This is a genomic window from Curtobacterium sp. 320 (assembly GCF_031455235.1).
GTDB lineage: Bacteria > Actinomycetota > Actinomycetes > Actinomycetales > Microbacteriaceae > Curtobacterium.
In genome coordinates, this window is record NZ_JAVDSI010000004.1 from 1 (window position 1) to 23,124 (window position 23,124).

At 71.6% G+C, this 23,124-nt stretch carries 25 protein-coding genes; 11 read left to right on the forward strand and 14 right to left on the reverse strand.

Translation table 11 applies throughout. The features are described 5' to 3' along the window. Window positions 1-165 precede the first annotated feature (165 nt). Window positions 166-1,677 carry a glycerol kinase GlpK gene (gene glpK / locus J2X60_RS06875; protein WP_070418990.1) on the reverse strand — a complete coding sequence of 504 codons (1,512 nt, stop codon included), beginning with the start codon at window positions 1,675-1,677 and terminating at the stop codon, window positions 166-168. A 44-nt stretch (window positions 1,678-1,721) separates the two neighbouring features. Next, entirely contained in the window at window positions 1,722-2,447 is a 726-nt protein-coding gene (locus J2X60_RS06880; RefSeq protein ID WP_309886900.1) for an MIP/aquaporin family protein, read from the reverse strand. Between the two features lie 312 nt (window positions 2,448-2,759). Between J2X60_RS06880 and dhaK the strand changes: the two genes are divergently transcribed. Genes dhaK through dhaM form a run of 3 tightly spaced genes read left to right on the forward strand, consistent with a single transcriptional unit; the run spans window position 2,760 to window position 5,164 of the window. Then, complete coding sequence (dhaK, locus tag J2X60_RS06885; RefSeq protein ID WP_070419595.1) at window positions 2,760-3,761, forward strand: dihydroxyacetone kinase subunit DhaK; 1,002 nt, start codon at window positions 2,760-2,762, stop codon at window positions 3,759-3,761. 57 nt (window positions 3,762-3,818) lie between these two features. Continuing rightward, entirely contained in the window at window positions 3,819-4,445 is a 627-nt protein-coding gene (dhaL, locus tag J2X60_RS06890; protein WP_070418992.1) for a dihydroxyacetone kinase subunit DhaL, read from the forward strand. Further along, window positions 4,442-5,164, forward strand: coding sequence for a dihydroxyacetone kinase phosphoryl donor subunit DhaM (gene dhaM, locus J2X60_RS06895; RefSeq protein ID WP_309886901.1), 723 nt, complete (start codon window positions 4,442-4,444; stop codon window positions 5,162-5,164). The genes dhaL and dhaM overlap by 4 nt, the downstream gene beginning before the upstream one ends. A gap of 20 nt (window positions 5,165-5,184) precedes the next feature. Here dhaM and J2X60_RS06900 read toward each other — a convergent pair whose 3' ends face one another. After that, window positions 5,185-5,778 (reverse strand): TetR/AcrR family transcriptional regulator C-terminal domain-containing protein, encoded by a 594-nt coding sequence (locus J2X60_RS06900; RefSeq protein ID WP_309886902.1) that lies wholly within the window; start codon window positions 5,776-5,778, stop codon window positions 5,185-5,187. Window positions 5,779-5,834: 56 nt separating this feature from the next. Between J2X60_RS06900 and J2X60_RS06905 the strand changes: the two genes are divergently transcribed. Beyond that, window positions 5,835-7,055, forward strand: a complete 1,221-nt coding sequence (locus J2X60_RS06905) for a beta-ketoacyl-[acyl-carrier-protein] synthase family protein (RefSeq protein ID WP_309886903.1) — start codon at window positions 5,835-5,837, stop codon at window positions 7,053-7,055. Here the strand turns inward: J2X60_RS06905 and J2X60_RS06910 are convergent. Continuing rightward, a complete protein-coding gene (locus J2X60_RS06910; protein ID WP_309886904.1) occupies window positions 7,042-7,545 on the reverse strand; it encodes a GNAT family N-acetyltransferase in 504 nt (167 codons plus the stop codon). The two genes, J2X60_RS06905 and J2X60_RS06910, sit on opposite strands and share 14 nt — an antisense overlap. Window positions 7,546-7,739: 194 nt before the next feature. Here J2X60_RS06910 and J2X60_RS06915 point away from each other — a divergent pair, with 194 nt between their 5' ends. Then, complete coding sequence (locus J2X60_RS06915) at window positions 7,740-8,258, forward strand: hypothetical protein (RefSeq protein ID WP_309779588.1); 519 nt, start codon at window positions 7,740-7,742, stop codon at window positions 8,256-8,258. Here the strand turns inward: J2X60_RS06915 and J2X60_RS06920 are convergent, their stop codons facing one another. Beyond that, window positions 8,259-9,092, reverse strand: coding sequence for a helix-turn-helix transcriptional regulator (locus J2X60_RS06920; RefSeq protein WP_309779589.1), 834 nt, complete (start codon window positions 9,090-9,092; stop codon window positions 8,259-8,261). Between the two features lie 102 nt (window positions 9,093-9,194). Between J2X60_RS06920 and J2X60_RS06925 the strand changes: the two genes are divergently transcribed. Continuing rightward, entirely contained in the window at window positions 9,195-9,875 is a 681-nt protein-coding gene (locus tag J2X60_RS06925) for an SDR family NAD(P)-dependent oxidoreductase (protein ID WP_309779591.1), read from the forward strand. A gap of 211 nt (window positions 9,876-10,086) precedes the next feature. Here J2X60_RS06925 and J2X60_RS06930 read toward each other — a convergent pair whose 3' ends face one another. Continuing rightward, on the reverse strand, window positions 10,087-10,527 hold the full coding sequence (locus J2X60_RS06930) for a GNAT family N-acetyltransferase (protein ID WP_309886905.1): 441 nt from the start codon (window positions 10,525-10,527) through the stop codon (window positions 10,087-10,089). A 77-nt stretch (window positions 10,528-10,604) separates the two neighbouring features. On the opposite strand from J2X60_RS06930, the gene J2X60_RS06935 reads away from it, so the two are divergent. Beyond that, the gene (locus tag J2X60_RS06935) at window positions 10,605-11,636 is read left to right on the forward strand and encodes an alcohol dehydrogenase catalytic domain-containing protein (RefSeq protein ID WP_309886906.1); all 1,032 of its coding nucleotides are present in this window, start codon (window positions 10,605-10,607) and stop codon (window positions 11,634-11,636) included. Window positions 11,637-11,652: 16 nt separating this feature from the next. Here the strand turns inward: J2X60_RS06935 and J2X60_RS06940 are convergent, their stop codons facing one another. After that, entirely contained in the window at window positions 11,653-12,246 is a 594-nt protein-coding gene (locus J2X60_RS06940; protein WP_309886908.1) for a dihydrofolate reductase family protein, read from the reverse strand. A gap of 356 nt (window positions 12,247-12,602) precedes the next feature. Here J2X60_RS06940 and alr point away from each other — a divergent pair, with 356 nt between their 5' ends. Together alr and J2X60_RS06950 are read left to right on the forward strand one after the other, a co-directional pair. Next, a complete protein-coding gene (alr, locus tag J2X60_RS06945; RefSeq protein ID WP_309886909.1) occupies window positions 12,603-13,733 on the forward strand; it encodes an alanine racemase in 1,131 nt (376 codons plus the stop codon). Continuing rightward, the gene (locus tag J2X60_RS06950) at window positions 13,726-14,712 is read left to right on the forward strand and encodes an ATP-grasp domain-containing protein (RefSeq protein WP_309886911.1); all 987 of its coding nucleotides are present in this window, start codon (window positions 13,726-13,728) and stop codon (window positions 14,710-14,712) included. Before alr ends, J2X60_RS06950 begins: the two co-directional genes overlap by 8 nt. Window positions 14,713-14,736: 24 nt before the next feature. Here the strand turns inward: J2X60_RS06950 and J2X60_RS06955 are convergent, their stop codons facing one another. The 5 genes from J2X60_RS06955 to J2X60_RS06975 all read right to left on the reverse strand — a co-directional run bounded on the left by J2X60_RS06955 (window position 14,737) and on the right by J2X60_RS06975 (window position 19,183). Next, window positions 14,737-14,898, reverse strand: a complete 162-nt coding sequence (locus J2X60_RS06955; RefSeq protein WP_309886912.1) for a hypothetical protein — start codon at window positions 14,896-14,898, stop codon at window positions 14,737-14,739. A gap of 177 nt (window positions 14,899-15,075) precedes the next feature. Next, entirely contained in the window at window positions 15,076-15,390 is a 315-nt protein-coding gene (locus J2X60_RS06960) for a DUF4190 domain-containing protein (RefSeq protein WP_309886914.1), read from the reverse strand. A 132-nt stretch (window positions 15,391-15,522) separates the two neighbouring features. Next, complete coding sequence (locus J2X60_RS06965) at window positions 15,523-17,889, reverse strand: excinuclease ABC subunit UvrA (RefSeq protein ID WP_309886915.1); 2,367 nt, start codon at window positions 17,887-17,889, stop codon at window positions 15,523-15,525. A gap of 66 nt (window positions 17,890-17,955) precedes the next feature. Next, window positions 17,956-18,411 carry an NUDIX domain-containing protein gene (locus J2X60_RS06970; protein ID WP_309779599.1) on the reverse strand — a complete coding sequence of 152 codons (456 nt, stop codon included), beginning with the start codon at window positions 18,409-18,411 and terminating at the stop codon, window positions 17,956-17,958. A gap of 10 nt (window positions 18,412-18,421) precedes the next feature. Next, window positions 18,422-19,183, reverse strand: coding sequence for an SDR family oxidoreductase (locus J2X60_RS06975; RefSeq protein WP_071294704.1), 762 nt, complete (start codon window positions 19,181-19,183; stop codon window positions 18,422-18,424). Window positions 19,184-19,336: 153 nt separating this feature from the next. On the opposite strand from J2X60_RS06975, the gene J2X60_RS06980 reads away from it, so the two are divergent. Together J2X60_RS06980 and J2X60_RS06985 are read left to right on the forward strand one after the other, a co-directional pair. Next, a complete protein-coding gene (locus J2X60_RS06980; RefSeq protein WP_254789583.1) occupies window positions 19,337-19,810 on the forward strand; it encodes an NfeD family protein in 474 nt (157 codons plus the stop codon). Then, on the forward strand, window positions 19,807-21,036 hold the full coding sequence (locus J2X60_RS06985; protein ID WP_070419006.1) for an SPFH domain-containing protein: 1,230 nt from the start codon (window positions 19,807-19,809) through the stop codon (window positions 21,034-21,036). The genes J2X60_RS06980 and J2X60_RS06985 overlap by 4 nt, the downstream gene beginning before the upstream one ends. A gap of 60 nt (window positions 21,037-21,096) precedes the next feature. Here J2X60_RS06985 and J2X60_RS06990 read toward each other — a convergent pair whose 3' ends face one another. After that, window positions 21,097-21,447, reverse strand: a complete 351-nt coding sequence (locus J2X60_RS06990; protein WP_070419007.1) for an RNA polymerase-binding protein RbpA — start codon at window positions 21,445-21,447, stop codon at window positions 21,097-21,099. A 110-nt stretch (window positions 21,448-21,557) separates the two neighbouring features. After that, complete coding sequence (gene lnt, locus J2X60_RS06995) at window positions 21,558-23,117, reverse strand: apolipoprotein N-acyltransferase (RefSeq protein ID WP_309886916.1); 1,560 nt, start codon at window positions 23,115-23,117, stop codon at window positions 21,558-21,560. Window positions 23,118-23,124: the final 7 nt, after the last annotated feature.

Genomic DNA, 23,124 nt, shown 5'->3' on the forward strand with positions numbered 1-23,124 from the left:
GCGCCCCCCCATCTCTGTGTTGGGGTGGGGGGGCCCCCCCCCCCTCTAATACCGCCCGCCCCCCCCCCCCCCCCGGGCCCCGCCCCCCCCCCCCGCCCCGGGGGGGGGGGGGGGGCGGGGGGGCCCCCCCCCCCCCCGCCTCCAGGCGGTCACCTCAGGACAGGACTACTGGACGTCCTCGTCGACCCAGTCGAACGTCTTCGTGACGGCCTTCTTCCAGAGGCGCAGGGTGCGCTCGCGCTCGGCTTCGTCGAGCTGCGGCTCCCAGCGCTTGTCCTCCTGCCAGTTGGCACGGAGCTCGTCGAGGTTCGCCCAGAACCCGACCGCGAGCCCGGCCGCGTAGGCCGCGCCGAGCGCCGTCGTCTCCGCGACGACCGGACGGACGACCGGCACGTTCAGGATGTCCGCCTGGAACTGCATGAGCGCGTCGTTGGCGGTCATGCCGCCGTCGACCTTGAGCTCGGTGAGGTCCACACCGGAGTCCGCGTTGACGGCGTCGAGGACCTCGCGGGTCTGCAGCGCCGTCGCCTCGAGGGCGGCACGGGCGATGTGGCCCTTGTTGACGTAGCGGGTGAGGCCGACGATCGCACCGCGGGCATCCGGACGCCAGTACGGCGCGAAGAGCCCCGAGAACGCCGGGACGAAGTACACGCCGCCGTTGTCCTCGACGGTCTTGGCGAGGGCCTCGACCTCCGGGGCGCTGCCGATCAGGCCGAGGTTGTCGCGGAGCCACTGGATGAGCGAGCCCGTGACGGCGATCGACCCCTCGAGCGCGTAGTGCGTCTCCTGGTCGCCGAGCTTGTAGCCGACGGTCGTGAGCAGCCCGTTCTCCGAGCGGACGATCTCCGTGCCCGTGTTGAAGATGAGGAAGTTGCCCGTGCCGTAGGTGTTCTTCGACTCGCCCTGGTCGAACGCCGCCTGGCCGAACGTCGCGGCCTGCTGGTCGCCCAGGATGCCGGCGATCGGGACCTCGCGGAGGAGGTTCGAGGACTCGACGTGGCCGTAGACCTCGGAGGAGCTGACGATCTCGGGGAGCATCGACTTCGGAACACCGAAGTCGGCGAGGATGTCGTCGCGCCACTCGAGCGTCTCGAGGTCCATGAACAGCGTGCGGGACGCGTTCGTGACGTCGGTCTTGTGGACGCCGCCGTCGACGCCGCCGGTCAGGTTCCAGAGGACCCAGGTGTCGGTGGTGCCGAAGAGCAGGTCGCCCGCCTCGGCCTTCTCGCGCGCACCCTCGACGTTCTCGAGGATCCAGACGATCTTGGTGCCGGCGAAGTACGTCGCCAGGGGCAGACCGACGACCGACTTGTAGCGGTCGGTGTCGCCGTCGGCGAGCTTGTCGACGATCGACTGCGTGCGGGTGTCCTGCCAGACGATCGCGTTGTAGACCGGCTTGCCGGTGTTCTTGTCCCAGACCACCGCGGTCTCGCGCTGGTTGGTGATGCCGACCGCTGCGACGTCGTGGCGGGTGATGTCGGCGCGGGACAGGGCCTGGCCGATGACCTCACGGGTGTTGTCCCAGATCTCCGACGGGTCGTGCTCGACCCACCCGGCACGCGGGAAGATCTGCTCGTGCTCCTTCTGTCCGACGGACACGATCGAGCCGGAGTGGTCGAAGACGATCGCTCGGGTGGAGGTCGTGCCCTGGTCGATGGCGACGATGTAGTCGGCCATTGGTGCTCCTTACGCTGGTGCTCGGGTGGGTGTGGTGCAGACGATCAGGAAACGATCGGCAGCAGGAAGGTGGAGAGGCCGGCCGCGAGGGCGCCACCGACGAGGGGGCCGACGACCGGCACCCAGGCGTAGGCCCAGTCGCTCGAGCCCTTGCCCTTGATCGGCAGGAAGGCGTGCGCGATGCGCGGACCGAGGTCACGTGCCGGGTTGATGGCGTAGCCGGTCGGGCCACCGAGGCTGACGCCGATCGCGATCACGAGGAAGGCGACGGGGACGGCGCCGAGCTCGGCCGGGGTCTTGCCGTTGGTGAAGGCGAGGACGACGAAGACGAGCACGAAGGTGCCGATGATCTCGGTGACGACGTTCCAGCCGTACGAGCGGATCGCCGGGCCGGTGGAGAAGACGCCGAGCTTCGCGGCCGCGTCGGGCTCCTCGTCGAAGTGCTGCTTGTAGGCCAGCCAGACGATGACCGCACCGATGATCGCGCCGATCATCTGCGCGAGCCAGTAGAGGAACATCTCCCCGACGGTGATCTTGTCGAGGATGGCGAGCGCGAGGCTCACCGCCGGGTTGAGCTGGCCGCCGGAGCTGTACGACACGGTGACACCGGCGAAGACCGCGAAGCCCCAGCCGATCGTCACCATGAGGAAGCCGGCTCCGAAGCCCTTGGACTTCGTCAGCGAGACGGCGGCGACGACGCCGCCACCCAGGATGATGAGCATCGCCGTACCGACGAGCTCGGAGAGGAAATTGACGCCGATGCCGTCCATCGGTGACCTCCAGTGCGTGAGGGTGGGGGTCCGGTGGTACAGCGCCGGCACTCCCCGTTGAGTGATTGGGGCCGAGCATACTGACGGGCATCGACGGATGGCGATGCATTCGTGAGGGAAGTGCGCCATTGTGCACGAACGTGCATGCGCGGTGTGCGCCCGCGCATCCGAGGCCGGTGGGCCGCCCCCGGGTCGGTGCACGAACGTGCACGCGGGGGGAACGCTCGCCCGGACCGGCGATGTAGATTGAGGGCACTCCGGTCGACGACGGCGGTGCTGCCTCGCGATCGCCCGCACTCCGTGGAGGTCAGCATGAAGAAGCTCATCAACGATCCGCAGGCCGTGGTCGACGAGACCGTGCGCGGGTTCGCCCGTGCCCACGCCGGCCACGTCGTGCTGGTCGAGGACCCGATCCACATCCACCGCGCGGACGCCCCGGTGTCCGGCAAGGTCGGGATCGTCAGCGGCGGGGGCAGTGGACATGAGCCGCTGCACGCCGGGTTCGTCGGCTACGGCATGCTCGACGCCGCGGTGCCGGGGCCGGTCTTCACGAGTCCCACGCCGGACCCGATCGTCGCCGCGACGAAGGCCGTCGACGGGGGAGCGGGGGTGCTCCACATCGTCAAGAACTACACCGGCGACGTCCTCAACTTCGAGACCGCCGCCGAGCTCGCCGGCATGGACGACGTCCGGGTCGAGTCCGTCGTGGTGGACGACGACGTCGCCGTGCAGGACTCGCTCTACACGGCCGGCCGACGCGGCGTCGCCGGTACCGTCGTCGTCGAGAAGTGCGCGGGCGCCGCAGCCGAGCGGGGGGACGACCTCGACGCCGTCGCCGCCGTCGCCCGGCACGTGAACGACGTCACGCGCTCGATGGGGCTCGCGCTCGCCTCCGGCACCGTCCCGCACGCCGGCGAGCCGTCGTTCACCCTCGCAGACGACGAGGTCGAGCTCGGCATCGGCATCCACGGCGAGCCCGGCCGCGAACGCATCCCGATGGCCCCGGCCGACGAGCTCGTGGACCGCGTGCTCGAACCGATCCTCACCGACCTCGCCGCTCCCGCCGGGTCGAAGCTGCTGCTCCTCGTGAACGGCATGGGCGGCACGCCCCTATCCGAGCTCTACATCGCCTACCGACGCGCCGCCGAGGTCCTCACCGACCGCGGGTTCGACGTCACGCGTAGCCTGGTCGGCGACTACGTGACATCCCTCGAGATGCAGGGGTTCTCGCTCACCGTCACGGTGCTCGACGACGAACTCACCGCCCTCTGGGACGCACCGGTGGAGACCCCGGCACTGCGCTGGGGACGCTGAACCCACCGCACCACGACCCGGCCCGTGAACGGAGCCGGACGCAGGAAGGAACACGAATTGGCGCTCGACACCGCATGGGCCATCGACTGGGTCCGACGCACCGCCGCGACGATCGACGAGCACCGGGCCGAGCTCGTCACGCTCGACCGGGAGATCGGCGACGGCGACCACGGTGAGAACCTCGACCGCGGCTTCCGTGCCGTGCTCGAGGCCGTGGACGCCGGTTCGTTCGACACCCCCGGAGCCGTGCTCAAGGTGGTCGCGACGAAGCTCATCTCGACGGTCGGCGGTGCCGCGGGTCCGCTGTTCGGGACCGCGTACCTCAAGGCCGCACAGGCCGCCGGGGACGCCGCGGAGCTCGACGCCGACACGCTCGTCCAGGTGCTGACCGCTGCCCGTGACGGCATCGTGTCCCGGGGCAAGGCGGCCGTCGGCGACAAGACCATGGTCGACGCATGGTCGCCCGCGGTCGACGCCGCCGGTGCCGCGGCCGCCGCCGGGGACAGCCCGGAGCAGGTGCTGGCCGCCGCAGCCGACGCGGCCGTCACCGGCGCGGAGTCGACCGACCCGCTGGTCGCCCACAAGGGCCGCGCGAGCTACCTCGGCGAACGTGCTGTCGGGCACCGCGACCCGGGCGCGCAGTCCACCGTGTACATCCTCCGCGCGGCCGTGGACGCCGCGTGACCGTCGGGATCCTGATCGTCTCGCACAGTGCGGCGATCGCGACCGGCACCGTCGAGCTCGCCCGGCAGATGGCCGCGGACGTCCCGCTCGTGGCCGCCGGCGGCACCGACGACGGCGGCATCGGCACCTCGTTCGAGGCCATCACGGCCGGCATCGAGGAACTCGCCGACACCGAGGCGGTGGTCGTCCTGTGCGACCTCGGCTCCGCCTACCTGACCACCGACACGGCGCTCGACTTCCTCGACGACGACGTCCGGGCGCGCGTGCACGTCTCGCAGGCCCCGCTGGTCGAGGGCGCGGTCGCCGCCGCAGTCGCCGCACAGACCGGTGGCGACGTCGACGCGGTCCTGGCCGCTGCCGCGTCTGCCGCAGGCTCCGAGGCGGACGCGAGTCGCGCCTCCAGTCCGTCCGGCGACGGCCCAGGAGGCGCGGCGCCGGTCTCCGGGACCGGCTCCGTCGACGACGTGGCCGCGTCCGAGACGGTGGAACTCGTCAACGAGAGCGGCCTGCACGCTCGGCCCGCCGCGGAGTTCGTGAAGACGGCTGCCAGGTTCGACGCCGAGGTCCGAGTCAACGGGGTGGACGCGAAGAGCCTGCTCGCGATCATGGCGCTCGCACTGCCCAGGGGGGCGACGGTGACCATCGAGGGGACCGGAGCCGACGCGCAGGACGCGGTCGACGCGCTCGTGGCGCTCGTGCGGTCCGGCTTCGGCGAGTAGGGCGCTGCGCCTCCTGCGGGTCAGGTGATCGAGACGGTGCCGGCGAGGTCGAGGTCGGACGGTCCGCCGGTGACCCCGGCGTCGGCGAGCAGCGTGGCGCCGAACACCGCGCTCCAGAACGTCCGCGCGTCGCGTCCGACGCCGCTCCGGCTCGTCCACCCGTGTTCGGTGACGACCCGCTCGAGGTAGCGCTCCGACTGCCGGAACAGCACCTGCAGGAGCAGCCGCACTCGCTCGCGTTGCGCGGCGTCGTCGCCCGCGCTCGCGAGGGCCCGCACGACGAGCGGCGTCGACGGCATCGCGAGGGCGGTGCGGGCGAGGACCTGCCGGAACGCCTCGGCGCTCGTGGCGCGACGCCCGGCTGCCTGCAACCGGGTCGTGTCGCGCAGGAACAGCGCGAACGCGGCGTCGAGCACCAGTCGGTCCTTCGATCCGTAGTGGTGCGTGATCTGGTTCGGGTACACGCCCGCGGCCCGCGCGATCTCGCTCACGGTCACCGTCCGGTGCTCGGTCGGTCCGCCGGTGCCGCTCAGCAGTCCGGCGGTCGCGGCGAGGATCCGCGCCCGGGTCGCTGCCCCGCGCGGGGTGCCCGGGGCGTCGCTCGTGGTTGCCATGCCGGAATTGTACGTGGTACAACTCAACTTGTTCAACGTACAAGAAGGAGTCTCCCGTGCACATCTCCATCACCGGCTACGGAGCGGTGTCGCCGTTCGGCCACGGCGTCGACACGCTCTGGGACGCCCTGGTCGCCGGCCGCTCCGGCGTGCACGACCTCGACCGGACCGGCACGCACTGGGACCAGGTCCCGATCCGGGTCGGCGCCGCCGCCGCACTCGACGCGGACGGAGCACTCGGGCGGGTCCGGGCGAACCGACTCGACCGCAGCCAGCAGCTCGCGCTCGTCGCGGCCGAGGAGGCCTGGGCGGACGCCTGCGCCCCGACGGTCGAGGGGGACCGGCTCGCCGTCGTCGTCGGCACCGGGATCGGGGGAGTGGAGACACTCCTCGACGCCCACGACGTGCTCGGCACCGCTGGCGCCCGTCGCGTGTCGCCCCGCACCGTCCCGATGCTCATGGCGAACGCCGCGGCGGCGCAGATCAGCATCGCGTTCGGTGCACGGGCCGGGGCGTACACCACCGTGTCCGCCTGCGCCTCCGGGGCCGAGGCGATCGCGACGGCCGCGCGGTTGATCGTCACGGGGGAGGCCGACGTCGTCATCGCCGGTGGGACCGAAGCCGCCGTGACGCCGGTGACCATGGCGTCCTTCGCGCAGTCGCAGGCCCTCGCGAAGCCCGGCGACGACGACCCGACGACGCTCTCCCGCCCCTTCGACGCATCCCGCCGCGGGTTCGTGCTCGGCGAGGGTGCCGGGTTCGTCGTGCTCGAGCGGGCCGACCACGCCGCTGCCCGCACCCAGCGCTCGCACGGGACCCTCGCCGGCTGGGGTATCACCTCGGACGCGTTCCACATCACCGCGCCCCTGGCGGACGGGTCCGAGCAGGAGCGGGCGATGACCGCGGCGATCCGGATGGCCGGGCTGACGGGCGCCGACATCGACCACGTCAACGCGCACGCGACCAGCACGCCCGTCGGGGACGTCGGCGAGGCCGCTGCGATCGCTCGCGCGGTCGGCACCGGGGCCGTGGTGACCGCGCCGAAGGGAGCCATCGGACACATGTTCGGGGCAGCCGGGGCCGTCGAGTCGATCCTGGCCGTGCGGGCGATCGAGACCGGGCTCGTGCCGGCGACGCTGAACCTGGAGCACCTCGACCCGGCGGTCGAGCTGGACGTGGTCGCCGGGGCCGCGCGGGAGGTGCCGATCCGGACGGCGCTGAACAACTCGTTCGGCTTCGGTGGGCAGAACGCGTCGCTGGTGTTCACCGCGGCGTGACCGGGCGCCCGGACGGCAGGGCGCGGGCGTAGTCGACCGTGGGGTACGGCGTGAAGCCGAGCGACTCGTAGAGCGCTCGCGCCGGGGCGTGGAAGGCGTCCCCGCCCGTGCCGATGTGCACCACCTCGACCCCGCGTCCGCCGAGTTCACCGAGGACGGTCGTGCACAGTGCCCGTGCGACTCCTCGTCGTCGGGCACGCGGGTGGACGGCGACCATCTCCAGCCGGCCGGACGCGCCGTTCGTGACGTGCCACCCGACGTACCCGAGCGGCCCGTCGTCGTCCTCCGCCAGCGTGATGAACCGGTCTTCGGCAGGGTCGAGCAACGCGGGCACCTCGTGCCGGTAGTCGTCCTCCCAGTGCGCGTGGTCGTGTGCCGTGACCTCCGGGCGCAGTCTCACCAGGTCACCGGCGAGGAGCGGGCGGAACGTCTCGATCGTCAGCTCGGTGAGCGCGGGCAGATCGTCGGGCGTGCAGGCGCGGATGTGCATGGTGTGCCTCTTCTCTGAGCAGCCTGGAGGCGCCACACCGTGCTCGGTGTGGCGGTACGTGACGGCGAGGCCGTCTCCTTCAGTGGCGGGTGCGCCAGCTCGCGAAGCAGTCCATGGCGGCCACGCTACCCACCGTTCCCGCCGCAGCGCCGCACGGGCCTGGGTAGCGTCGACCGGGACGGAAGGACGGCACGATGCGACCACTGATCCTCTCGGGTGGCCCGGCGGTCGGGAAGACGACCTGCGGTCGTGCCCTCGCTGCCGCGGAACCGCGCGGCGCGTACATCGACGGTGACGACGTCCGCCAGCTCGTCATCGCCGGGGATGCGACGCTCTGGTCGGGACCGGAGGGCCGTGCCCAGCACGCACTCGCCGCCCGCAACGTGAGTGCGCTGGCCCGGAACCTGCTCGCTGCGGGCTTCGCCGTCACCACGTCGGACGTCCTCACCGCGGAGACGCTCGCCGTGTACCGCGCCGAACTCCCGGAGTGCTTCGTCGTGCACTTGGCGATCAGCCTCGAGGAGGCCCGAGCGCGAGCCGCCACCAGACCGGTGTACATCACCGACGACGAGTTCGAACTGCTCCACCGGATGACCGCGGTCCCGCAGGCGGTGGACCTCGTCCTCGACGTCACCGACATGACCGAGGTCGAGCAGGTCGCGGCGCTCCGCGATGCGTGGGCGACCGCGGACGGCCGTTCGCCGAGCCGGTGATCAGCTCGGGGTGAGTTGCTGCAGGCCGGTGACGCGCAGGAGGTCGAGCTTCGCGGCGTCCTCGGTGCCGGGGACCGCCGTGTAGACGACGATGCGGAGGTCCCCGCCCGGCACGCTCAGGACGTCGCAGTCGATCTCGATCGGGCCGACGGGGGAGTGCACGCGCTTGCGGCTCGCCCGGTGCTCGGCGACGCGTCCGGTGTCCCAGCGGCGCTCGAACTCGGGGGACTCGCGACGGAGGCGTGCCACGAGCTCGGCGAGGTCCCGGTCGGCGGGGTACCGTCCGACGGCGGCGCGGAGGTCGGCGGCGAGGTCGCTGGAGAACTCCTCCTGGTGCTCGTCGTCCCACTCGACCTCGTCGTGGCCGTGCATGAAGTGTCGCCACACGAGGTTCCGGTCGATGCCGGTGTACCGCGAGGGGTCACCGGTGAGCGCTGCCCAGAGGTCGTTCCACAGGACGATGTCGTGCGCGGCGGTGAACACGGCGAGGGGGACGTCGCCGAGGCGGTCGACGATGCGCTGCACGCCCGGGGTGACGTGCCGGGGGACGACCCGGCGCGACGGCGGCGCGGACCCTGCGACGCGGCAGAGGTGGTCGCGTTCCTCCTCGGTGAGACGGAGCGCGGTGGCGAGTGCGCCGAGCAACTGCGGCGACGGGTTCGTCGCGCGTCCCTGCTCGAGGCGGACGACGTAGTCGACGCTCACCCCGGCGAGCGCAGCGAGCTCCTCCCGACGGAGACCAGGCGTCCGTCGACCGGGCCCGGCCGGCAGGCCGACCGCTTCGGGACGGACCCGGTCGCGCCAGGAACGCAGCACACTCGCGAACTCGCTCATGCCCACCATCCTCGACCCGCGCCTCCCGGCCTGCCTGGTACTGGTGGTCCCACTGTCGAGCGGTGCCTGGGGGACCCGGCCACGGGGGCGGAGGCTGGGGGCATGACAACGACACTCATCACCGGAGCCAACCGCAGTCTCGGGCTCGAGACCGTCCGTCGCCTCGTCGAGGCCGGGCACACCGTGTACGCCGGCATGCGCGATCCGGCCACGGGGGACGAGGCACGTGCCCTCGGCGCGCACGTCGTCCAGCTGGACGTCACCGACCAGTCCTCGGTCGAGCGCGCGGTCGCCGGACTGCCCGGACTCGACGTGCTCGTGAACAACGCGGGCATCCTCGGGACGTCGTTCGGGGTCGACGACCTCGACGCCGCTGCGATCGGAGCCGTGCTCGACACGAACGTGACCGGCGTCGTGCGCGTGACGCAGGCGGCGCTGCCGCTGCTGCGGGAGTCGGCGAACCCGGTCATCGTGAACGTGGCCTCGGGTGTGGGCTTCCCGCGGTGGCTGACGACCCCCGGGCGGGACGAGTACCCGGTGCCCGCGGTGCCGTACGCCGCGTCGAAGGCGGCACTCATCGCCCTCACCGTGCAGTACGCGAAGAACCTGCCCGGGTTCCGGGTGAACGCGAGCGACCCCGGGTACACGGCGACGGAGTTCAACGGGTTCGGCGGGCACCAGACCGTGACCGAGGGGACGGACGCCACGGTGGCGCTGGCGACGCTCGGCGCGGACGGCCCCACGGGGGAGTTCCACGACCGCGACGGGCGCATCGCGTACTGAGGGCGGCCGGCGGGGCTGGGCGCGCGGGGCGGGACACGCGGGGCGGCCCGCGGCCGCTTCGTGAGCAGAAGATGTCGGGTCGGCCGGATGGACCCGACACCTTCTGCTCCCCGAGTGCGTCCGCCACCGCGGGCGCGACGGCCTGGAGGCACGGCTCGCGTCCGACGGGCGAGCTCGCTCGGTCCCGTGGCCGGGTCGCAGCGCGCCCGGTTCAGCCGTGCACGTCGGCGCCGAACCCCGGCCCTGGACGCATCATCCAACCCGCGGCATCGGGGAGCGGGCGGAAGCCGAACCGCTCGTACAGCCCGTGGGCGTCCGCGGTGAAGAGTGCGAACCGCTTCAGGCCGAGCGGCTCGATGGCCTCGATGACTCCCTGCACGAGCGCGACGCCGACACCGCCGCCTCGCGCCGCCGGGTCGACGAAGACGTCGGCGAGCCAGCCGAACGTCACGCCGTCGGTGATCACACGGGCGTACCCGAGCTGCTGACCGCTGGTGTCGTCGTAGACGCCGAAGTTCCGGGAGCCGGCGATGATCGCGTCCTGCGTGGCACGGTCACGGCCCCGGGCCCAGTAGGACTCCTCGCTCAGCCAGCGGTGGACACGGGGGACGTCGAGGTCGGCGGGGTCGGCGGAGAAACGCAGTCCAGTCATGTTGCCAGTGAACCGGCGGTGCCATCCGGTGCGCAACGCCGGCGCTCACGCGGGGCTCCGTCTGTCAGGATGGCCGGATGCGCGCAGTCCAGTACGACGAGTTCGGTTCCGTCCCCGCGGTCGTGGAGGTCCCGGACCCGGTCGCCCCGATCGACGGGGTGGTCGTCCGGGTCGCCGCGACCGGGGTCTGCCGGAGTGACTGGCACGCGTGGAAGGGGCACGACGACTCGGTGCGCCTGCCGCACATCCCCGGGCACGAGTTCGCCGGCGTGGTGTCGTCCGCCGGCCCCGACGTCCGCGGGTTCGCCGTGGGGGACCGGGTGACCGCGCCGTTCGTCTTCGCGTGCGGCGAGTGCGAGCAGTGCCTGGACGGTGCGACGCAGGTGTGCACGCAGCAGCAGCAGCCCGGCTTCACACTGCCCGGTTCGTACGCCGAGGCCGTGGTGGTCCCGCACGCGGACGTCAACCTCGTCGCGCTCCCGGACGCCGTCGGGTTCGCCGAGGCCGCCGGGCTCGGGTGCCGCTTCGGGACCGCGTACCACGCACTGCACGCCCGGGGACGAGTGGCCGCCGGCGAGTGGGTGGCCGTCTTCGGCTGCGGGGGAGTCGGACTGTCGACCGTCATCGTCGCGGTCGCCGCGGGAGCGAAGGTCGTCGCGGTGGACGTCTCGCCCGCGGCACTCGCGCGTGCCGAAGCCCTCGGTGCGGTTCCGGTACCGATGGACGACGCGGTCGGGGAGGCCGTCCGGACCGTCACGGGCGGCGGAGCCCACGTGTCCGTGGACGCCTTCGGTAGCCGCGCCACGTCGGTCGCCGCGGTCGCCGCACTCCGGCCTCGGGGTCGGCACGTCCAGGTCGGGCTGCTGCTCGACGACGAGGCCGTGCCGGCGATCCCGATGGGCCGCGTCATCGGCGACGAGCTCGAGCTGCTCGGCAGTCACGGGATCTCGGTGGGGGAGTACGCGGCGATGCTCGATGACGTCGTCGCCGGACGCCTCCGCCCGTCGGAGTCGATCGGTCGGACGATCGGGTTCGACGAGCTTCCCGAGGCGATCCTCGCGATGGACCGGCCGGCGACTTCCGCGGGCATGACGGTCGCGGTGTTCTGAGCGCCGGCGACTGCCTTCAGCGCTTCGGTCGGTACACGTCCGCCTTCGCGCCGCCGTCGAACACCGTCGAACTGATCAGCGTCAGGTCGAGTTCGTCCTGCAGCCCCGAGAAGATCCCGTCGCCCGCCCCGAGGACCACCGGCAGGACCACCAGGCGGTACTCGTCGACGAGGCCCGCGGCCACGAGGCTCCGGCAGAAGTCCGTCCCGCCCTGTGCGAGGACGTCAGCGCCGTCCTCGGCCCGCAGCCGGTCGACCTCCGCCACGAGGTCGCCGTTCGCCACCCGGGCACCGGTCCAGGTCGCCGCCGCGGGGGAGTCGGCCCCACCCATTTCGACCGTGGCAGGATCGAACGCACGCTGGCGGGTGAAGACGACCTTCGGGACGGTGTTCATCGCACCGGCGACGGGTGTCGTCGCGTTCGCCCAGAAGCCGGCGATGGACTCGAACGTCCGACGACCGAACGCGTGCACACCGGCGCCGGACACGGTGTCGAGCACCCACGCGGCCGAGTCCGGACTCGCGGCGCGGAACATCCAGTCGGACTCCGCACGTGCACCTGCGACGAAACCGTCGAGGGACATCGACATCTTGAGGACGAGCTTCCGCATCGGACACCGCCGCTTCCGAGCACCGCTCGGTGCTCATGACCGCGATGCTAGAGGGGAGTGGCGTCGACCACCAGGGCGGGGCCGCAGTGCGGCCGGATGGATCTGAGTTGACATAATATGCATTATCGGCGCATAGCGAGTGGGGCCAAGGAGGCGCGGATCCCCGCAGCTGGTCCGCTCACGCCAGCCGCGCCTCCCGTCCCTCCTGCAGCAGCCACGGCCGTCATCCGCGCGGCATCGACCGCTTCGGTCGCGCGGCGCGCGACGTCATCCCCAGGACCGATGACTTTCTCTGTGGCGTCGGTGACCATCGATATCATGCATATCAGTTCGGTAGCGATCTCCAGGAGGCAGGCATGACACCGTCGCGCCCACAGCTCGTCGTCCACGACGACGCCGTCCGCGCGAACACCGCCGTGTTCGCCGACCGGACGGACGGCGGCGTCATGGCCGTCCTCAAGGCCGACGGGTTCGGCCACGGGGCGATCGCCCGGTCGGTCCTCGCTGCCGGGGCGACGTCGATCGGCGTGACCACCATCGACGAAGCGATCGCCGTCCGGGCAACCGTGACGGACGCGCCGGTGCTCAGCTGGCTCAACCCGGTCGACGCGGACTTCGACGGTGCGCTGCTCGCCGACGTCGACATCGCCGTCCCGAGCGCCGAGCTGCTCAGTGCCGTCAGCCGTGCAGCAGTCCGGACCGGACGCCGTGCCCGGGTCCACCTGCACGTCGACGTCGGGATGGCCCGCGACGGTGCCGATTCCGGGTCGTGGCCGTCGCTGTGCACCGCCGCACGCGAGCTCGAGCGGCTCGGCACGGTCCGGGTCGTCGGGGTGATGGGCCACATGTCCTGCGCCGACCGGCCCGACGACCCGCAGAACACGCGCGAACGGCTGCTGTTCGACAACGCGGTGCGCACTGCCCGGCGTCGCGGACTGTCCGGCTTCGTCACGCACCTCGCCGCCACGGCAGCGACCGTCACGGGGGTCGGCGGCCGCCACGGTCTGCACCGCATCGGCGCGGGGCTCTTCGGGATCGACCCCTCCCGGACCTCGACGGACCTGCAGCCGACGCTCTCCCTGACGGCTCCGGTCGTCGGTTCCCGGGTGATCGGCCCCGGGGCCGGCGTCGGCTACGGCCTCGACCACGTCGTCGACCGTCGGACCACCCTGGCGCTGCTCCCCCTGGGCTACGGCGACGGACTCCCCCGTGCGGCGTCCGAGCGGGCCGAGGTCCAGGTGCGCGGACGCCGTCGACCGCTCGTCGGCCGGTTCTCGATGGACATGGTCGTCGTGGACACCGGCGACGACCGGCTGGAGCTCGGCGAGACCGTCACGTTCTTCGGGCGCGGCCTCGACGGCGAGCCGACCGTCCACGACTGGGCGGGCTGGGCCGACACCATCGAGCACGAGATCGTCACCCGGATCGGCACGCGCGCCGCCCGGGTCCACCGCACCGTCACCACCCCGGAGGCCACCGTTGCCTGATCGCCACGACTCCCACACCCCCACGGCCCCGACGCGGGTCGCGATCATCGGTGGCGGCGCGAACGACGAGCACGAGGTCTCGCTCGCATCGGCGGCCGCGGTCACGCGAGCCGTCCGGGCCCTCGGCTTCGACGCGGTCCCGCTGACGATCGACCGGGCGGGCGGCTGGCGGCACACGGACGGCGCCGCGCTGTCCCCCGCGGACGCCGTTGCCGTGCTGACGTCGTGCCGCGCGGCGTTCCCGGTACTCCACGGTGTCCACGGTGAGGACGGCGCGGTCGCCGGCTTCCTCACGATGATCGGCGTGCCGGTGGTCGGCTCCCCCGTCCGCGCCGGCGCACTCGGCATGGACAAGTGGGTCACGAAGACCTTGGCCGAGGCCGTCGGCGTCCGCACCGCGCCGGGTGTGCTGATCCGCGCTGGAGACGAGATCGGCCAGGTGCCCCTGCGGCCGCCCTTCGTCGTGAAGCCGACGACCGGTGGCTCGAGCAACGGCGTGACGGTGGTCCGGACGCCCGACGCGTACGCGGCTGCCGTGGCACTCGCCCGGGCTGCAGGCACCGACGTGCTCGCCGAGGCGTTCATCACCGGGCGCGAGATCGACATCGCCGTGTTCCGCGACGACACCGGGGCGCTCCGCACCGGCGCGACGCTGGAGATCGGCGTCGCCGACGGCGACGTGTTCGGGCGCACCGAGAAGTACGACGGGACCGCACGGTTCACGGTGCCGGCGGCACTGTCGGCCACCGACGAGGCAGCGATCGAGCACGCAGCCCGGACCCTCTACGACACGCTTGGGTGCGCGGGCGTCGCGCGGTTCGACTTCTTCCTCACCGACCACGGCGTCGTGCTGAACGAGGTGAACACCGCGCCGGGGTTCACCGAGCAGTCGCAGGTGCCCCGGATGTTCGCGGCGGTCGGCTTGGACTACGTCGAGCTCGTGCGTGCCCTGCTGCAGGCGGCTGAACGGGCCGTCTGACCGGCGAACCGCGCCGCCGTGCGATCAGGACTGCGGATCGCCGCTCGTCGGGACGTCGTCCGCGTCGATCTCGAGCGAGGCGTGTTCGCTGCCCTGCTCCTCGAGGTTCTCCTGATCTGTGTCCGGCTGCTCCGGCTCCTCGCTGTGGGTGGTCTCCTCGGCAGGGTCAGGCTGGCTGTAGCTCATGTGGCGGAAGCTACGCGGGCCGACCTGGGCGCGCGTCCGGCGGTCCGGAACACGCGTTGTGTCTTCCAGGAGGAACGGTGCGGGCCGGACCCGCGCGTCCCGAGTGGCAATCCTGTCCGGGACACGGCAACGCCCCGCCGACCATCGGTCGGCGAGGCGTTTCGCGCGGGCGCGACGTCAGTTGTTGGAGACTGCAGGGACCACGATCGCGATAGCGATGATGATGAAGATGATCGACAGGACGATGGCGATCGCGCTGAGGATGATGCCACTGAGGACCATCCCGCGGCTACCGACAGCACGGCGACGCGCCAGGAAACCGAGGACCAGTCCGACGATGCCGGCGATCAGTCCGATCCAAACGAAGAGGAACGAGAAGACGACACCGACGATGCCGAGGACGAGCGAGCCGATCGCGATCCCGTTGCCACCACGGGCAGCCGGAGCAGCACCGGGAGTGTTCTGAGCGGGCGGGTAGCCGTTCGTGGACATGGATAGCTCCTTCGGTCAGGGACGCATCGAGCGGCCGGGTAGCCGCGAACTGGATGGCATGAGCGTCAGTCAGGACGGTAGACCGTTCGGCCAGCTGGTGTTCAGGTACTCCGTCCGGAGCTGTCCCCCGTCTCAGGCTCCGACGTAGGCCGCCAGGTGCTCCCCCGTGATCGTCGACCGAGCCGCGACGAGCTCGGCCGGCGTGCCCTCGAACACGACGCGGCCGCCGTCGTGCCCTGCGCCGGGCCCGAGGTCGATGAGCCAGTCGGCGTGTGCCATCACGGCCTGGTGGTGCTCGATCACGACGACCGTGCGCCCGGCCTCGACCATGCCGTCCAGCAGCCCGAGCAGCTGTTGGACGTCCGCCAGGTGCAGCCCGGTCGTCGGCTCGTCGAGCACGATCACCCCGCCGGGGTCGCCGAGGTGCGTCGCGAGCTTGAGCCGCTGCCGCTCGCCGCCGGACAGGGTCGTCAGCGGCTGGCCGATCGTCAGGTACCCGAGTCCGACGTCGACGAGCCGGGCGAGGATCGCGTGCGCCGCGGGGATCCTCGACTCCCCCGCCGCGAAGAACGCCGCAGCGTCAGCCACGGGCATCGCGAGGACCTCGCTGATGTCCTTGCCCCCGAGCCGGAACTCGAGCACCGACTGGTCGAATCGCTTCCCGCCGCACTCGGCGCACGGGGTCGCGATGCCGGCCATCATGCCGAGGTCCGTGTAGATGACCCCCGCGCCGTTGCACGCCGGGCACGCACCCTCGGAGTTGGCGCTGAACAGGGCGGGCTTCACACCGTTGGCCTTCGCGAAGGCCTTGCGGATCGGCTCCAGCAGCCCCGTGTACGTCGCCGGGTTGCTGCGCCGGGAGCCGCGGATCGCGCCCTGGTCGATCGCGACGACACCGTCACGGGGTGACAGCGACCCGTGGATGAGCGTGCTCTTGCCGGAGCCGGCGACACCCGTCACGACCGTGAGCACCCCGGTCGGCACGTCGACGTCCACACCCTGCAGGTTGTGCGCGTCGGCGCCGCGGATCTCGAGGACGCCGGTGCGTTCGCGCACGACGTCCTTCACCGACACCCGGTCGTCGAGGTGGCGACCGGTGACCGTGTCGCTCGTGCGGAGCCCGTCGACCGGCCCCTCGTAGCAAAGCGCCCCGCCGTTCGTCCCCGCCCCCGGCCCGAGGTCGACGACGTGGTCCGCGATCGCGATGACCTCGGGCTTGTGCTCGACGACGAGCACCGTGTTGCCCTTGTCGCGGAGGCGGAGCAGGAGTCCGTTCATCCGCTCGATGTCATGGGGGTGCAACCCGGTGCTCGGTTCGTCGAAGACGTAGGTGACGTCGCTCAAGGACGACCCGAGGTGCTTCACCATCTTGACGCGCTGCCCCTCTCCCCCGGACAGGGTCCCCGTGGGACGGTCGAGCGAGAGGTACCCGAGGCCGATCTCGACGAAGGAGTCGACCGCGTCCCGCAGGCCGTCGAGCAAGGGCCCGACGGTCGGTTCGTCGATCCCCCGCAGCCAGGCGGCGAGGTCGGTGATCTGCATCGCGCAGACGTCCGCGATGCTCTTGCCGGCGATCGTCGACGACCGTGCGACGTCGTTCAGCCGGGTGCCACCGCAGGCCGGACAGGTGGTGAAGGTGACCGCGCGGTCGACGAAGGCCCGGATGTGGGGCTGCATCGCTTCGCGGTCCTTCTGCAGGAACGAGCGCCGCACGCGCGGGACGAGCCCCTCGTACGTCATGTTGATGCCGGCGATCTTCTGCTTCGTCGGTTCGCGGTACAGGAAGTCCTGGCGTTCGGCGTCCGTGAAGTCACGGATCGGCGTGTCCTTGTCGAAGTACCCGGACTCGGCGAACATCCGGACGTTCCAGCCGTCCGTGCCGTACCCGGGGATCGTGATCGCCCCGTCCGACAGGGACTTCGTGTCGTCGAACAGCTGCGTGAGGTCGATGTCGGTGACCGTGCCGCGGCCTTCGCAGTCGGCGCACATACCGCCGAGCCGTGAGAACGAGACCTTCTCCGCCTTGGCGTCCTTGCCCTTCTGCACGGTGATGGCACCACCGGCCGTGACCGTCGCGAGGTTGAAGGAGAACGCGTTCGGGCCACCGATGTGGGGCGTCCCGAGGCGGCTGAACAGCACGCGGAGCATGGCGTTGGCGTCCGTCACGGTGCCCACCGTCGAGCGGGGATCGGCGCCGATGCGTTCCTGGTCGACGACGATCGCGGTGGTGAGGCCGTCGAGCACGTCGACGTCGGGGCGTGCGAGCGACGGCATGAAGCCCTGCAGGAACGCGCTGTACGTCTCGTTGATCATGCGCTGCGACTCCGCCGCGATGGTCGCGAAGACCAGTGAGCTCTTGCCCGACCCGGACACGCCGGTGAAGACGGTCAGGCGACGCTTCGGGAGCTCGACGTCGACGTCGCGCAGGTTGTTCTCACGTGCACCGCGCACCCGGATGCGGTCGTGGGTGTCAGCGGCGTGCTCGGCACTCGGTTCCATGCCCACAGGGTAGCGGTGACGTGTGACGTTCCACAGGACGGTTCCGCAGCGGAACGAGCCAGCGCGTCAGGACGGTGCGTGGGAGCGGACGAGGCCCGGGAGCTCGGCGGGCTCGAACGGCTCGTCGGTGGCGTCGAGCTCGTCGGCCGTCCACCAGCGCGACTGCAGGATGTCCACGCGCTCGTCGTCGGTCCACTCGGCGTCCGACAGCGTGAAGCCGGGCGTCCGGACGACGTAGAACTCCGCGTGGCCGCGGTCGTGGTCGGCCAGGTCCCACTCGACGGTGAAGTCCCACGACCACACCGGCTCCCCCGGGTCGTCGATGACGATGCCGGTCTCCTCGCGCAGCTCGCGGATCGCGGCGTCGCGGTGGTCCTCGCCAGGGTCGACACCGCCGCCGGGCGTGATCCAGCGGTGTGCGCCATCCGACGACGGGGAGTTGGTGTCCATCAGGAACACCCGACCGTCGGGGTCGAGCAGGATGATCCGGGAGGTGCGGCGCAGGCCGGGCTTCGCAGTCACCCGTCCGACGTTAGCCGACGAAGCCGCTGACGTCGCCGACGAGCTTGGTGTGGTCGGCGGGGATCGGCTCGATCGCGGCCGCGGCGATCTCGGCGGCGAACTCGGAGACGCTGTAGAGCTTGCCGACCTCGGCACGACGGCCCTCGATCGCGCCCGGGTTGAGGCGGTTGAGGAGCGTGGCGGTGATCGTGCCCTCGATCATGTCGCCGGAGACGACCACGAACTCGATGCCCGCCGCGTCGAGCTGCGGCACGAGCTCGCGGAGGGCGAGCTCGCCGGCCCGCTTGCTCTTGGCGACCGGCACGTACTCGTCCATCGTCTCGGCGGTCTCGACGAAGTGGGCCTGGTGGCTCGTGACGAACACGACGCGCGATCCGGCGGGCATGTGCGGCACGGCGGTCTGCAGCATGTCCACCTGCGCGTCGCGGTTCAGGCGCAGCGCGTAGTCCTCGCCCAGGCCGGACTCCATGCCACCGGAGGCGTTGAGCACGAGCAGGTCGATGCCGCCCCACTCCTGCACGACGGTGTCGACCATCGCCTGGACGGAGTCGTGGTCGGTGAGGTCCGCACCGACGGCGAGTGCCGAGCCGCCCGCGGCGACGATCTTCTCGGCGATCTGCTCGGCACGCTTGGCCTTGTTGCGGTAGTTCACGACGACCTTGGCGCCGGCCTCGGCCAGGTACCCGACGGTGTCGGCGCCGATGCCGCGGGAGGACCCCGTGACGAGGGCGCGCTTGTCGGCGAGGGATCCGGGGGCGAGGGGGTTGCTCACAGTCGTGTTCTCCAGGTCTGGTTCGGCGGGTCGGCCGCCGACGAGCCTACCAACCACCGCGCGGGCACAGCACGGACTTGATATGTTGAACGGAGTTGGACCGGCCGTCGCGACGCAGCGAGCAGCCGCGCGCGACCGAGGGAGGGAGATCGCGTGAACGGGATCGATTGGATCCAGACCGTCATCTGGATCGGACTGGTGCTCCTGCTGGGTGTGGTCGAGATATTCACGCTCGACTTCATCTTCATCATGCTCGCGGCCGGTGCTGCCGGCGGGCTGGTCGCCGCACTCCTCGGCGCACCGTGGTGGCTGTCGGCCATCATCGCCGCGGGCGTCGCCCTGCTGTTGCTGTCGGTCGTCCGGCCGCGGCTCCTGACGGCACTCGGTCGGAACGCCGACCCGCACCGCACCAACGTCGAGGGACTCATCGGGCTGCCGGGCACGGTCGCCGTCGCCTTCACCGCGTCCGCCCCCGGCCAAGTCCGCCTGGCCAACGGCGAGACCTGGAGCGCCCGCATCTCCGCCGACGCCACAGACCGAACACCGCCGCTCGGGACCCCCGTGGTCGTCGAGTCCATCGAGGGGTCGACGGCTGTCGTCCGCCTCGGAGAAAGGGCCACCTCGTGACCATCTCAGCCGGGACGATCGCACTGCTCGTCCTCATCCTCGTCGTCGTCATCTTCGTGATCGTCGTCCTGTCCCGCGCGATCCGCATCGTGCCGCAGGCGACCGCGGGGATCGTCGAACGCCTCGGCAAGTACCACAAGACCCTCAACCCCGGGTTGAACCTGCTGGTGCCGTTCATCGACCGGCTCCGGCCGCTGCTCGACATGCGCGAGCAGGTCGTGTCGTTCCCGCCGCAGCCCGTCATCACCGAGGACAACCTGGTGGTCTCGATCGACACGGTCGTCTACTTCCAGGTCACCGACGCCCGCGCCGCCACCTACGAGATCGCAAACTACCTCGGCGCGGTCGAGCAGCTCACGACCACCACGCTCCGCAACGTCGTCGGTGGCCTCAACCTCGAAGAGGCCCTGACCAGCCGCGACAACATCAACGGCCAACTCCGCGTCGTGCTCGACGAGGCGACCGGCAAGTGGGGCATCCGCGTCGGCCGCGTCGAGCTCAAGGCGATCGAGCCGCCCGTGTCGATCCAGGACGCCATGGAGCAGCAGCTGCGTGCCGAGCGCAGCCGTCGTGCCGCCATCCTGCAGGCAGAGGGGACGAAGCAGTCCCAGATCCTCGAGGCCGAGGGACAGCGGCAGGCCGCCATCCTCGCGGCCGAGGGTGACGCGAAGGCCCAGGTCCTCCGTGCCGAGGGTGAAGCGCAGGCGATCGCCACGGTGTTCGACGCCATCCACACCGGCGACCCGGACGACAAGCTCCTGTCGTACCAGTACCTGCAGACCCTGCCGAAGATCGCCGAGGGCACCGCGAACAAGCTCTGGATGATCCCGAGCGAGTTCACCGAGGCACTGTCCGGCATCGCGAAGGGCTTCACCGCCGGGCGCACCGGCAGCGGACCGATCGCCGGCGGCGGTGCCGGGGGCGACTTCCTGTCGCGGATCTCCAAGCTCGCGAACGAGAGCCTGGCGAACAGCGCGGCCGCCGACGCCGCGGCCGGTTCGGTCCCCCGCCCGGACGCCACGGCGGCGGACATCGTCCCCGAGTCCGAGCTCGACCAGCGTCTCGCCGAGTCGAACAAGAGCGTCGACGCGCACCTCGCCGCGTCGGACGAGGCCGCGGCCGACGAGCTCCGCGACGCAGCGAAGGACGAGCACCACGGGAGCGCGACCGACGCCGGCCCCGACGCCTCCGGGCACCGCACGAGCGACGGCTCCGGCCGCCGCTGACCTCCACCACGACGACGACGCCCGCCCCGGGAGACCGGGGCGGGCGTCGTCGTGTGCGGGTCAGGCGCCGCGTCGTGCGCGCAGGAACTGCAGTCGCTCCTGCAGGAGCTCCTCGAGCTCTTCACGCGAGCGCCGCTCGAGCAGCATGTCCCAGTGGGTCCTGGGGGCCTTGACGTCCTCTTCGGCGACCTCGACGGGGATGCCGTCGTCGCCGAGGAGTCGTCCTTCGCGACCGGAGCGGGGCTCCGACCACGTCTGGGGGACGTCTGCATCCGCCGAGAAGACGATGTCGAACGTCTCCCCCGATTCCGTCTGGTAGACCGCACGCTTGCGGTCCGAGAGCTCGACGCCCTCTTCGCTCTGGAGACTCTGACTCCCGAGCCGCATGCCGCGGAGACTCCGATCAGCCATGTGTGTGCTCCTCTCGCTCGTCTGCCCTCCACAACACTGTCCCACGCGCCTGCACTCCCGGACCGGCGCATTCACAGTCCTCTCCCAGTGCGGGACCGAGGCCTGCTTGCTCAGGCGCGGCGAGCAGTCCCGCGGCGGCCCCAGGGCGCGCAGGCGAGCAGCGTGAGGAGCCCGCCGAGCGAGAGCAGGAGCGCGATCGACCCGGACGCGAGGGTCGCCGGGGTGGTGGTGGTCCCGAGCGGCACGTCCGTGATCATCGAGGTCGCGGTGTACGCCGGCACCCGGTCGATCGTCCGTCCGGTCGGGTCGATGACCTGCGACGCCCCGACGGTGGAGATGTTCACGAGCGACCGACCGGTCTCGATCGCCCGCATCCGAGCGATCTCGAGCTGCTGCAGGTTCTCGTCGGTGCCGTCGAAGTCAGCGTTGTTCGTCTGCGCCAGGATGACCTGCGCTCCCCCGCGCGCCATGTCGGTGGCGAGTCCGTCGTCGACGATGTCGAAGCAGATCGCGATGCCCGCCCGGACGCCGGCGACCGACAGCACGTTCGGCTTCGTCCCCGGGGTGTAGTCGCGCTGCAGCAGCCCGATGAGCGACGGCGCGAGCTTCGAGAAGAACCAGCGGTCCGGGACGTACTCGCCGAAGGGCACCGGGCGCTTCTTGTCGTAGGACGACTGCCAGCCGTCCTTCGTCCACACGAACGAGGTGTTGTGCAGGACGCCCGAGGACGTCTGCGTGATGGCGCCGGCGACGATCGGCGCCCCGACGGAGTCGACGACCTGGTCGAGGGCCGACGCGATCACCGACTGCTGGCGCGGATCGAACTCGGCGGAGCCCTCGGGCCAGACCACGAGGTCGACCCCCTTCGCCTCGACGTCGGTCGCCGCGACCTGCGCGCTCAGCACCGCGCCCGGCGCCGCCCGGTCGAAGTACCCGGCGGGGCCGTCGCCCTGCACCGACTCGATCCGGATCGTGCCGTCGGTGGCGGTCGGCCACGCGGGCACGGCGAGCACGGCGGCGACGAGCAGTCCCGCCGTCGCCACGCGGACGGGCACCCGGACGGCCCGGCCGGGACCGCGGGGTACGACCAGGGCGAGCGACACGACGACCGCGACGCAGTACACGACGACGAACGTCACCCCGAGCACACCCACGTAGGCAGCCAGGTGCGTGAACGGGCCCTGCGACTGCGAGAGACCGACCCGCCCCCACGCGAAGCCGCCGTAGGGCCAGCTCCCCGAGAACCACTCGCGTCCGGTCCAGAGCGCGGCGACGACGGCCGGGAGGCCCCACACTCGTCCGGCGGTGGACGGCACGACACGCGCCACCCAGCGGTACGCGAGGGCGATCGCGACGCTGCCGAGGGCGAAGAACGCGGCTTCGAACAGCGCGAGCGCGAACCACGGGACCGGGCCGAGGTAGCGGCCGGCCCACGAGATCGCGGGGATCCAGAAGGCCGCGCCGGAGACGTACCCGAGCCAGGCCGCGCGCCGGGCACGCTGGCCCATCGCGGCGAGCAGCATGCACGCGAGTGCCGGGTAGACGAGGAACCACCAGCCCGGCGACGGGAAGGCGAGTGCGAACAGCACGCCCCCGATGACGGCGAGCGGGAACGCCTGCGCGAGCGGCAGGGCGGCGAAGTCGGACCGGCGGCCCGCCGGCGGGCACACGGCGGAA